We start from the raw sequence: 10,007 nt of genomic DNA on the forward strand, positions 1-10,007 counted from the left end.
GTCCTGTGCACCCTGGCCCTGGTCGCTTGCGGCGATGGCATCGTCAAGCGTGTTTCGGAACCGGCCGCGAGCCTGCAGCAGCTGACCGTGCAGGCCAATGGCGACTGGACTGTCGCCCTGCGCCTGCAGAACTACAGTTCGATGCCGATGAGCTTCGACGATGTCGCACTGGTCTTGACCATCGGCGACACCGAAGCAGGCCCCCTGTCAGCCAAGCCGGGCATCTCCATCGGCGGCGTCTCCGCCGATGTCATCAACGTGAACTTCAAGCCCAGCCCGGCCGCACGCCTGGTGATCGCCGACGCACTGGCCAGCAACCGCACCCTCGCCTATGGGCTGAAGGGCAYGGTGTCGGCCACGCCGCAGGAAAAGAAGCAACGCACCTTCGATATCAGCAGCCGCAGCACGCTCAACCAGGCCCCGGGCCTGCCGGGCGTGCTGCGCTGATCTCCGCTTTCCGCCGCGACGCATCGCGCCGCTCCCCCTGTTACTGATCAAATCGAGACGCACCGATGAGCAGCTACACCGCCCCGCTTTCCGACCTTCGTTTCGGCCTGCACGATGTGCTGAAGGTCGAACCGCTGTTCGCCCGCCTGGGCTTCACCGACGCCACCGCCGATGTCGTCGATGCCGTGCTGGAAGAAGCCGGCCGCTTCAGCGCCAGCGTGCTGGCCCCGCTCAACAGCGTGGGCGACGAGATCGGCTGCGTGCTCGACCAGGCCAGCGGCGAAGTGACCACGCCACCCGGCTTCAAGCAGGCCTACGACCAGTTCGTCGACGGCGGCTGGACCGGCCTGACCGCGGCGCCGGAACTGGGCGGCCAGGGCCTGCCGCACACGCTGGGCGTGCCGCTCAATGAAATGATCAACGCCGCCAACCTGGCCTGGGGCAACTTCCCGCTGCTGTCGCACGGCGCCATCGAAGCGCTGAAGCAGCACGGCGAAGCCTGGCAGCACGAGGCCTTCCTGAAGCCGCTGATCGAAGGCCGCTGGACCGGCACCATGTGCCTGACCGAGCCGCATTGCGGCACCGACCTGGGCCTGCTCAAGACCAAGGCCGAGCCGAACGCCGATGGCAGCTATTCGATCACCGGCACCAAGATCTTCATCACCGCCGGCGAGCACGACCTGACCGGCAACATCGTGCATCTGGTGCTGGCCAAGCTGCCCGATGCTCCCCCAGGCGCCAAGGGCATCTCGCTGTTCGTCACCCCGAAGTTCAAGGTCGACCGCGACGGCAACGTCGGTGAGCGCAACGCGCTGCGCTGCGGCTCGATCGAGCACAAGATGGGCATCAAGGGCTCGGTCACCTGCGTGATGAATTTCGATGGCGCGCAGGGCTACCTGGTCGGCCAGCCGCACAAGGGCCTGCAGGCGATGTTCACCATGATGAACACTGCTCGCCTGGGTGTCGGCCTGCAGGGCATCGGCCTGTCCGAGCGCGCCTACCAGAACGCGCTGAAGTACAGCCGCGAGCGCCTGCAGTCGCGTTCGCTCAGCGGCGCCAAGTTCCCGGACAAGCCGGCCGACCCGATCCTGGTGCATCCGGACGTGCGTCGCATGCTGCTGACCATCAAGTCGCTGGTGGAAGGCAGCCGCCTGCTGGCGCTGCACGCCGCCACCCTGATCGACGTCGCCCACCATGCAGACGATGCCGGTGAACGCGAGCGCGCTGACACCTTGGTGAGCTTCCTGACCCCGATCTCCAAGGCCTGCCAGACCGAATGGGGCATCGAGAACACCTACAACGCCCTGCAGTGCTTCGGCGGCCACGGCTACATCCGCGAACACGGCATGGAACAGCTGGCCCGCGATGCCCGCATCACCACCTTGTATGAAGGCACCACCGGCATCCAGGCGCTGGACCTGATCGGCCGCAAAACCGCGTCCAGCCAGGGCGCTGGCCTGAAGCTGATGCTGGCCGAGATCGAGGCGTTCGCCAAGGCGAATGAAGGCAACGAGAGCTTGGCCGAGTTCATCGGCCCGCTGCGCGCCAAGGCCGCCGAATGGGGCAAGCTGACGATGGACGTGCTGCAGCGTTCGGCCGCCAATCCGGACGAACTGGGCGCAGCCAGCTACGACTACCTGTTCTATTCGGGTTATGTGGTGCTGGCCTACTGGTGGGCCCGCAGCGTTGCCGCCGCCGATGCCAGCGCACACGGCGCAGCATTCGCCCAGGGCAAGCGCGAGACCGCACGTTTCTACTTCGCCCGCGTTCTGCCGCGCACCCTCAGCCACGCCGCCGCCATCCAGGCGGGTGCCGCACCGCTGATGGCAATGGACGACGAACGCTTCGGCGCCTGAGCCGGGCCGCGGCCGGCACCCACGGTAGTGCCGGCCGCTGGCCGGCAACCGCAACAGCTGGAGCAACAGCAACAGCTGGTTTCCTGCGGGATGGCGGGGTGGGTCAAATTGCGGGGGACGGCGCAAGTACGTCCCTGTAGCCTCGGTCGCGCCATCCATGGCGCTCACGCCCCCGCAACCGGACCCACCCCGCCTTCGACAACTCCCCGCGGCTGTTGGTAGGTGTCGACCTTGGTCGACACGTAGATCCAGAAACCCCCGGAATCCATCTGGAGAAAAGCCCCCTTTTGTTAAAGGGGGCGCGCCAAAGGCGCGGGGAATAGGAGGAATGCGTGGACCTGAATGTTGACGATTTGCGTATCGCCCGCTGGGCGATACACAAATCGTCAACATTCAGGTATAAGCTGTTTTCCCGATGGAGACAGACACTACACGCTTGGGTCTGATCGAAGCCGGAGCTCCGTTTTCTGCTCCGGGCGCCGAAGCATCGCCCAACGCCACGACGCTGCATCGCCCCGGCACGGTCCGGTTGCTCTCACTGGATGGTCACGGGCGGGTCCTGGATTGGATCACCTGGCAGGACGCAGCCTGCCTCTATGCCCGCGACGCGGTCGCCTGGACACTCGGCGACCCCTGCCTGCACATCCACGGTGGGACAAATCGTCGCAGTGGCATGCAGAGCGGGATGGACCTGCACCCGATCATCGCCGCGCGCGGCCATGCCCGCTCACGCGCGCTGGACCCGACACCGAACCTGACCAACCCGGCCCTGTTCGCCCGCGACGCCCACCTCTGCCTTTACTGCGGCCAGCAGTTTGGACGCCCGACCCTGACCCGCGACCATGTCATGCCCTTGTCCAAAGGCGGCCTGGATACCTGGGAAAACGTAGTCACCGCGTGCTTCCACTGCAATTCGCGCAAGAGCGACCGCACCCCGCAACAGGCCGGCATGCCACTGCTGGCGGTGCCGTACCGGCCGAGCTGGATCGAGCACCTGATCCTGTCCAACCGCAACATCCTGGCCGACCAGATGGCGTTCCTGAGAGCCCAGCTGCCCAAGCGTTCCAAGCTCTGCACCTGAACTCCCGGGAATGCAACCCTCACCGTCCTGTCACGGACGGCGGCGTTTGCTTGCCCCACCCCCGTTTGAGGGCGAAAATGGGCGTTCAGAACAAGTGCGAACATGATGATCGACTCTGCCCGCTATCCCCGCCTCGCGCGCATCCAGACACCGGATGACCTGCGCACGTTCGACGAATCCGAACTGACGGCGGTTGCCGATGAACTGCGTGCCTACCTGATCGAATCGGTTGGCAAAAGCGGCGGCCACTTCGCCGCCGGCCTGGGCGTGATCGAGCTCACCGTGGCCCTGCACTACCTGTACCAGACCCCGGTCGACCAGCTCGTCTGGGACGTCGGCCACCAGACCTATCCGCACAAGATCCTCACCGGTCGCCGCGACGAGATCCACACCGTCAAGCAGAAGGACGGCGTCGCGCCGTTCCCGAAGCGCGAAGAGAGCGAATACGACACCTTTGGCGTCGGCCACTCCTCGACCTCGATCTCGGCGGCACTGGGCATGGCCATCGCGCGCCAGACCGAAGGTGATGATCGCAAGGTCGTGGCCGTGATCGGCGACGGTGCAATGACCGCCGGCATGGCCTTCGAAGCGCTGATGCACGCCGGCGGCATGGAACCGGAACCGAACCTGCTGGTGATCCTCAACGACAACAACATGTCGATTTCCGAGGCAGTGGGCGGGCTGACCAAGATGCTCGGCCGCGCCACCGGCAGCCGCACGCTCAATGCGCTGCGCGAAGGCGGCAAGAAGATCCTCGGCGACAAGAAGAACAATCCCGCGCGTTTCGTGAAGCGCTGGGAAGAACACTGGAAGGGCATGTTCGTGCCGTCCACGATGTTCGAGGAAATGGGCTTCCATTACACCGGCCCGATCGATGGCCATGACCTGCCGGCGCTGCTGTCCGCGCTGAAGACRCTGCGTGCCTCCAAGGGCCCGAAGCTGCTGCATGTGATGACCACCAAGGGCAAGGGTTACGAGCCGGCCGAAGGCGACCAGATCGGTTACCACGCGGTGGGCCCGTTCGATCCGGACAAGGGCCTGGTGGCCAAGACCGGCGCGAAGAAGCCAACCTATACCGATGTGTTTGGCGACTGGCTGTGTGACGCCGCCGCGGCCGAGCCGCGTCTGTATGGCATCACTCCGGCAATGCGCGAAGGCTCGGGCCTGGTGCGCTTCAGCAGGGAATATCCGCAGCGCTACTTCGACGTAGCCATCGCAGAGCAGCACGCGGTGACCCTCGCCGCAGGCATGGCCACCCAGGGCGGCAAACCGGTAGTGGCGATCTATTCCACCTTCCTGCAGCGCGCGTACGACCAGTTGGTGCATGACGTGGCCATCCAGGACCTGGATGTGCTGTTCGCGATCGATCGCGCCGGCGTCGTCGGCCCGGATGGTGCAACCCACGCCGGCAACCTCGACCTCAGCTTCCTGCGCTGCGTGCCGAACATGGTGGTGATGGCACCCTCCAACGAGGCCGAGTGCCGGCAGATGCTCAGCACCGGTCTGCAGCACCCCGGCCCGGCTGCGGTGCGCTACCCGCGCGGCAGCGGTACCGGCGTGGATGCCGGCAGCGATCTGTCGACCCTGCCGATCGGCAAGGGCGAGCTGCGCCTGCAGGGCAGCCGCGTCGCCCTGCTCGCCTTCGGCAGCACCGTCGCCGCCGCCGAACAGGTGGGCCGCGACCTGGGTTTGAGCGTGGTCAACATGCGTTTCATCAAGCCACTGGATCGCGAACTGGTACTGGCCATGGCCAACCAGCACGACGCACTGGTGACGGTCGAAGACAACGTGGTGGCGGGCGGCGCCGGCTCGGCCGTGGCCGAACTGCTCAATGCCGAGAACGTGCTGCGTCCGATCCTGCACCTGGGCCTGCCCGATGCCTTCCAGCATCACGCCAGCCGCGAGGACCTGCTGGCCGAGGCCGGCATCGATGCGGCCGGCATCCGTGCGGCCCTGCTCAAGCGCTGGCCGCAGCTGGCCGCCGGCAACCCGCCGTTGAGCGCGGCGGGCTGAGAGCGTTGCAGGGGTCTGGTGGGGCCAGGCCATGCGTGGCTCCCTAGGTTCCTCATCCACGCATGGCGTGGATCTACCAGGGTAAAAGTAGATCCACGCCATGCGTGGATGCCGCAGTCCCTGCGGGCGAACGGCGCGCTCAGCCGTAGCTGATCGCCTCGACAAATGCACCGCTGGACTCCACCCGCACCGAGGCGCGCTGGCCGGTATCGGTGAAATGCAGGCGGGCCAGGGTTTCGGCGAAATCGAAGGCACGGACGCCATCGCGGAACTCGATCGGCTCCGGCTTGTCCGGGTGCAGCACGCGCCATTGGCGCTGCTCACATTGCAGTCGGATCAACATGCGTTGCTCACTCCTTGAACAGCGTATCGACGACGAGAGAATGACCGCACCAGGCGCGACGGATGGCCAGTGCGAACCGGGACGCTCCAGGCGTCCCGGGGGTCGACAATACGAGGAAAGAAGTGTGATCGCTATCAGATTTCTCTGATCTTGAGCCGATTGCGGCGGCCGCTCAGTTCACCTGGAACTGGGCCCTGCAGCCGTTGCTGACCCAGATGCCACGGCGGTCCCAGCCCCAGCTCTCGCCTTCAATGCAGGCACTGCGCGATTCCTGCCGCACCAGACRCACGCCGCGACGAACCTGCGCATCGCAGTACTGCTGGCGCCGATCATTGGAATGGCAGGCAATCACCTGGCCGCCGCCGCCCCACTGGCTTCCGCCCCAGCCGTTGCCACCACCGCCGCCCCAACCACCGCCGCCACCGCCCGGTCGCCGGTATTCCCCGACGAATTCGGCACGGCAGCCTTGGGTAACCCAGACACCGTAACGGGACTGACCCCAGGTCTCACCTTCCACACAGGGGGAGCCGGACAGCTGACGGATCATGCGCGCGCGCCCTTCCAGCCGGCACTCGTTGCTGCGGTTCTTGATCGATTCGCAGCGCACGATGCCATTCCCGCCACGATCATCGTAGCGATCATCGTAGCCATAGTTCTGCGCCTGCACGCCGCCAGCGGCAGCCATCATCGGCAACAGGGTGCACGCCACGGTGCGCCAAGTGAGTCCCTTGCCCATCCCTCGTCTCCAGGTGAATACGGTGGAGGCAAGCATCGGGGATTCCGGGCGTGGCGCACAGAGGGAGCTGCGACGGCGGTTTTTCCCCCATTCAACCAACCCAACCGCAACTGACTGCGGCTGCGGCGGCTCAGAGGCCGAAGTGCAGCGCGTCCACCGCGGTGCCCAGTGCTTCCACGCGCACGGTGCTGTGCTGGCCGGTACGGCGGTGGTGCTCGCTGGCCCGCGAGGCAGCGGCATCGAAGGCAGCCGCGCCGCTACTGAACATTTGGGTGGAGCGTGTCTGCGGATCCAGCACGGACCAGCGCTGGGCGTTGCATTGGACAGTGATGACCATGATGGGCTCCTGCGGTTCTGGGAAATCGGGGACCGGCGCAAGGCCGATCTCCGATGCCCGACCAGCCTAGCCAGCGCCCCGGAGAAGACCTATCGGATTTATCCGAAAACTCCCCACCATCGCCTCAGAAAGCGCCCCCCATCACATCCCTGAGGCCATTTAGGAAACCCGTTCCGTGACCCTTGTCACGAAGTCAGCTGCGCTTCACACTATCGTCATCAACAGGGGCCCCTTCCACATGCGCACCTCGCTTCCACTGCAGCGTTCGACGCTGCTGAAGTTCTATTTCGCCGCCAGCTACGTGGTATTGATCGAGGAACTGGTCCGCGCATCGCTGAGTTGAGGATCGGCCAGCGATGCTTGCCGCTGCTGCCGGGACCGAACAGACTGTCGGTTTACGGCACGGAGCCGCGCCCATGAAAGTCCTGATGCTGATCCCGCTGCTGGCTCTGGCCGCGTGTGCCAGCCCGGAAAAACCAGTCACCCATGACGCCGCCACACCCGTGGTCGGTGGCGATCGCGATGCGCACGGTTGCATCGGTTCGGCCGGCTATCAGTGGTGCGAACGCAGCCAGCGCTGCGAGCGCCCGTGGGAACTGGCACAGGCGCAGGGCCTGGCCAACACCGCCGAAGCCATCGATGCCTACTGCGCCACCCCGGCGTCGCCGGCACGCAGGTAACGGGCCCACCAATGACCGACCTGACCCCGCTGCCCGCGCTGGCACCTGGCCGCTACCGCCACTTCAAAGGTGGCGAGTACGAAGTGATCGACATCGTCCGCAGCAGTGAGACGCTGCAGCCGATGGTTCTCTACCGCGCTCTGTATGGCGAGGGCGGTCTGTGGGTACGGCCCTATGCGATGTTCATTGAGCAGGTGCCCGGCGAGCACGGCCCGCAGGCGCGTTTCGCCCGCATCATCGACTGAGCGGTGCGGCTCACGCCGCGCGCACGGTATCGCCGGGCATGCTGAAGACCCCCTGCGAGACGGAACCCGCATGCGCCACACCCTGTTGATCGCCCTGTCGTTGGCCAGTACCCCGGTGCTGGGCGCGGAACCTCCCAGCTTCGATCGTCCCGGCATCGGCTTCGGCACCGACACGGTGCCGCGTGGCGACCTTGCCGTCGAACTGGGCCTGCCCAGCTATCAACGTGAGCGTGATCGCGACGGCCTGCGCACGACGACGCTGTCCAGCGACCTGCTGCTGCGCACCGGACTGGCTCCGGGCTGGGAACTGCAGTTGGCGTCCACGCCATGGCAGCGTCAGCGAGAACGTGGCCCCGACCTGCCGCGCACGCAGCAGCGCGGCGCCGGCGACAGCACCGTCGGACTGAAATGGGCAGGTCCCGGCAGTACCGAGCGCACGGCGTGGGCGCTGCTGGCCAGCGGGGTGATCGCGCGTGGCGATGCAGCCTTCAGCGACGGCCGCCAGTACGCGCTGGCCGCCAGCGTCGAGCACAGCTTCAACGACCGCTGGAGCGGCGCGCTGTATGGCAGTCATCAGCGTGGCGCCGGCCAGCGCAGCACCACCTGGTCGCCCAGCCTCTCGTTGAGCGTGACCGAGCGGCTTGGCACCTATCTCGAAGCCGGTTTCACCCACGCCAACCAGCAACCCGACGAGGCCATTGCCGGCGCAGGGCTGACCTGGATGCTGCGGCCGAACGTGCAGCTGGACGCCTCGTTCGACCTGGGCCTCAATGGAAACAGCCCCGACCTGCAGCTCGGCACCGGCATCGCGTTCTATCTGCAGTGAGCTCAAGACCTGATCGTGCGCGCCGGGCGCATCGCCCCCGCGCTACAATCATACCGTCCAGTCGGTTTCGTTCCCCCCATGACAGAATCCCCTCCCCGCTCCCGCCGCAAGGCGCCCGACAGCGTGCGCCAGGCACTGCTGCACGCGACCGCCCATACCCTTGGCCAGAATGGGCTGGCGGCCCTCACCGTGCAGGATGTCGCCGATGCCGCCGGTGTCAGCAAGGGCGCGCTGTTCCATCACTTCAGCAGCAAGCAGGACCTGATCGAGGCGACGCTGACCTCGCTCATCGCCGACTTCGAGGACAGAGTGCGTGCGGTGCTGCGACAGTCCCCGCGCCGCCATGGCGGCTTCAGCCGTGCCTATGTGCAGGTGAATTTCGAGCATCTGCTGCAGCAGGAGCAGATCAACGACATCGGGCTCACCATGGGCAACATGCTGGAGCCGGCGCTTCTGGTCTACTGGCGCACGTGGCTGCGCGGCATGCTCGCCGAGTTCCCGGATGAAGCCAGCGATCCGCGCCTGTACGCCGCGCGTTGCGTTGCCGATGGTTACTGGGCCACCGCCTATGGGCGGCCGCTGGACGAAAACGAGCGCCAGAATGCCCAGGCCATGGCCCTTGAGGCACTGAAGCTGTGCGAACCGGCATGAGGAGGAATTTGATGAACCCGTATGTCTACCTGGCCGGTGCGATCGTGCTGGAGGTGATCGCCACGTCCCTGCTCAAGGCATCCGAAGGCATGACCCGGCTCGGTCCCACGCTGGGCGCGCTCGCCGGTTACGGCGTGTGCTTCTACCTGCTGTCGCTGACGATGAAGTCGATTCCCACCGGCATTGCCTATGCGATCTGGTCCGGCGTCGGCATCGTGCTGATTTCGCTGATCGGCCTGCTGGTGTTCAAGCAGCGCCTGGACGCTCCGGCGCTGATCGGTATCGGCCTGATCTGTGCCGGCGTGCTGGTCATCAACCTGTTCTCGCACAGCAGCGCGCATTGAACGCGCTGCTGCACGAACACCCGGGCTAGGCGACCTTCTTGGCGACGGTCATGCCAAGCACGAACAGCACAACGGCAATGATGATGCCGGCCCAGAACAGGAACTTCGCGATGCCCACGGCAGCGCCGGCGATGCCGCCGAAACCCAGCGCACCGGCGATCAGGCCGATGATGGCGAAAATGATGGCCCACTTGATCATGTCGATCCTCTCCCTGGCGGGAATACTGAAGGTGGGATCAGGTTAGGTACGCCGCGATGCCACACGCGTGAACAGGTCGCAGGCGCGGCGTGAAACGAACCCGCTCAGCGCGGCCGGAAGCGCAGCAGCGCCACTGCGAAAGCGAGGAACACGCTGCCGACCAGGCGTTCGAACCAGCGTTGCGCAAATGGCTTTGCCAGCCAACGGCGCAGCCCATGTCCGCCTGCGGCATACATCACGTACCAGAAC

General features: G+C 65.9%; 13 protein-coding genes and 1 pseudogene. 9 read left to right on the forward strand and 5 right to left on the reverse strand.

What is annotated here, in order from left to right; translation table 11 throughout:
- Positions 1 to 3: 3 nt before the first annotated feature.
- From AB4Y84_RS05450 to dxs, 4 genes are all read left to right on the forward strand, one after another.
- Positions 4 to 447, forward strand: coding sequence for an LEA type 2 family protein (locus tag AB4Y84_RS05450; protein WP_442249853.1), 444 nt, complete (start codon positions 4 to 6; stop codon positions 445 to 447).
- A 65-nt stretch (positions 448 to 512) separates the two neighbouring features.
- Positions 513 to 2,303, forward strand: a complete 1,791-nt coding sequence (locus tag AB4Y84_RS05455) for an acyl-CoA dehydrogenase C-terminal domain-containing protein (RefSeq protein ID WP_025876341.1) — start codon at positions 513 to 515, stop codon at positions 2,301 to 2,303.
- A gap of 415 nt (positions 2,304 to 2,718) precedes the next feature.
- Complete coding sequence (locus tag AB4Y84_RS05460; protein ID WP_025876340.1) at positions 2,719 to 3,384, forward strand: HNH endonuclease; 666 nt, start codon at positions 2,719 to 2,721, stop codon at positions 3,382 to 3,384.
- Between the two features lie 105 nt (positions 3,385 to 3,489).
- Positions 3,490 to 5,397 (forward strand): 1-deoxy-D-xylulose-5-phosphate synthase, encoded by a 1,908-nt coding sequence (gene dxs / locus AB4Y84_RS05465; RefSeq protein WP_363732921.1) that lies wholly within the window; start codon positions 3,490 to 3,492, stop codon positions 5,395 to 5,397.
- 139 nt (positions 5,398 to 5,536) lie between these two features.
- Here the strand turns inward: dxs and AB4Y84_RS05470 are convergent, their stop codons facing one another.
- From AB4Y84_RS05470 to AB4Y84_RS05480, 3 genes are all read right to left on the reverse strand, one after another.
- Positions 5,537 to 5,740, reverse strand: a complete 204-nt coding sequence (locus AB4Y84_RS05470) for a hypothetical protein (protein WP_032978640.1) — start codon at positions 5,738 to 5,740, stop codon at positions 5,537 to 5,539.
- A gap of 172 nt (positions 5,741 to 5,912) precedes the next feature.
- Complete coding sequence (locus tag AB4Y84_RS05475; protein WP_442249854.1) at positions 5,913 to 6,476, reverse strand: DUF3011 domain-containing protein; 564 nt, start codon at positions 6,474 to 6,476, stop codon at positions 5,913 to 5,915.
- A gap of 130 nt (positions 6,477 to 6,606) precedes the next feature.
- Entirely contained in the window at positions 6,607 to 6,813 is a 207-nt protein-coding gene (locus AB4Y84_RS05480) for a hypothetical protein (protein WP_223495851.1), read from the reverse strand.
- 416 nt (positions 6,814 to 7,229) lie between these two features.
- Here AB4Y84_RS05480 and AB4Y84_RS05485 point away from each other — a divergent pair, with 416 nt between their 5' ends.
- The 5 genes from AB4Y84_RS05485 to AB4Y84_RS05505 all read left to right on the forward strand — a co-directional run bounded on the left by AB4Y84_RS05485 (position 7,230) and on the right by AB4Y84_RS05505 (position 9,559).
- On the forward strand, positions 7,230 to 7,493 hold the full coding sequence (locus tag AB4Y84_RS05485; protein ID WP_033831612.1) for a hypothetical protein: 264 nt from the start codon (positions 7,230 to 7,232) through the stop codon (positions 7,491 to 7,493).
- Positions 7,494 to 7,504: 11 nt separating this feature from the next.
- Positions 7,505 to 7,738: a DUF1653 domain-containing protein gene (locus AB4Y84_RS05490; protein WP_442244068.1), complete on the forward strand. Its 234-nt coding sequence runs from the start codon at positions 7,505 to 7,507 to the stop codon at positions 7,736 to 7,738.
- Positions 7,739 to 7,808: 70 nt separating this feature from the next.
- Positions 7,809 to 8,564 (forward strand): transporter, encoded by a 756-nt coding sequence (locus tag AB4Y84_RS05495; RefSeq protein ID WP_312786690.1) that lies wholly within the window; start codon positions 7,809 to 7,811, stop codon positions 8,562 to 8,564.
- A 78-nt stretch (positions 8,565 to 8,642) separates the two neighbouring features.
- Positions 8,643 to 9,215, forward strand: coding sequence for a TetR/AcrR family transcriptional regulator (locus tag AB4Y84_RS05500; RefSeq protein WP_134832865.1), 573 nt, complete (start codon positions 8,643 to 8,645; stop codon positions 9,213 to 9,215).
- Between the two features lie 11 nt (positions 9,216 to 9,226).
- Positions 9,227 to 9,559: an SMR family transporter gene (locus tag AB4Y84_RS05505; RefSeq protein ID WP_025876322.1), complete on the forward strand. Its 333-nt coding sequence runs from the start codon at positions 9,227 to 9,229 to the stop codon at positions 9,557 to 9,559.
- Between the two features lie 25 nt (positions 9,560 to 9,584).
- On the opposite strand, the gene AB4Y84_RS05510 is transcribed toward AB4Y84_RS05505, so the two are convergent.
- Both AB4Y84_RS05510 and AB4Y84_RS05515 read right to left on the reverse strand, forming a co-directional pair.
- Positions 9,585 to 9,758: a DUF1328 domain-containing protein gene (locus tag AB4Y84_RS05510; protein WP_025876319.1), complete on the reverse strand. Its 174-nt coding sequence runs from the start codon at positions 9,756 to 9,758 to the stop codon at positions 9,585 to 9,587.
- A 104-nt stretch (positions 9,759 to 9,862) separates the two neighbouring features.
- A pseudogene (locus AB4Y84_RS05515) lies at positions 9,863 to 10,007 on the reverse strand (LysE family translocator); the annotation flags it as partial.

The organism is Stenotrophomonas sp. 2YAF22, from assembly GCF_052114665.1.
GTDB lineage: Bacteria > Pseudomonadota > Gammaproteobacteria > Xanthomonadales > Xanthomonadaceae > Stenotrophomonas > Stenotrophomonas indicatrix.

Coding starts and splice junctions, on each gene's coding strand:
- AB4Y84_RS05455 (WP_025876341.1), top strand. CDS start 513: ATGAGCAGCTACACCGCCCCGCTTTCCGACCTTCGTTTCGGCCTGCAC.
- AB4Y84_RS05495 (WP_312786690.1), top strand. CDS start 7,809: ATGCGCCACACCCTGTTGATCGCCCTGTCGTTGGCCAGTACCCCGGTG.
- AB4Y84_RS05460 (WP_025876340.1), top strand. CDS start 2,719: ATGGAGACAGACACTACACGCTTGGGTCTGATCGAAGCCGGAGCTCCG.
- AB4Y84_RS05485 (WP_033831612.1), top strand. CDS start 7,230: ATGAAAGTCCTGATGCTGATCCCGCTGCTGGCTCTGGCCGCGTGTGCC.
- AB4Y84_RS05500 (WP_134832865.1), top strand. CDS start 8,643: ATGACAGAATCCCCTCCCCGCTCCCGCCGCAAGGCGCCCGACAGCGTG.
- AB4Y84_RS05510 (WP_025876319.1), bottom strand. CDS start 9,758: ATGATCAAGTGGGCCATCATTTTCGCCATCATCGGCCTGATCGCCGGT.
- AB4Y84_RS05505 (WP_025876322.1), top strand. CDS start 9,227: ATGAACCCGTATGTCTACCTGGCCGGTGCGATCGTGCTGGAGGTGATC.
- AB4Y84_RS05490 (WP_442244068.1), top strand. CDS start 7,505: ATGACCGACCTGACCCCGCTGCCCGCGCTGGCACCTGGCCGCTACCGC.
- AB4Y84_RS05470 (WP_032978640.1), bottom strand. CDS start 5,740: ATGTTGATCCGACTGCAATGTGAGCAGCGCCAATGGCGCGTGCTGCAC.
- AB4Y84_RS05480 (WP_223495851.1), bottom strand. CDS start 6,813: ATGGTCATCACTGTCCAATGCAACGCCCAGCGCTGGTCCGTGCTGGAT.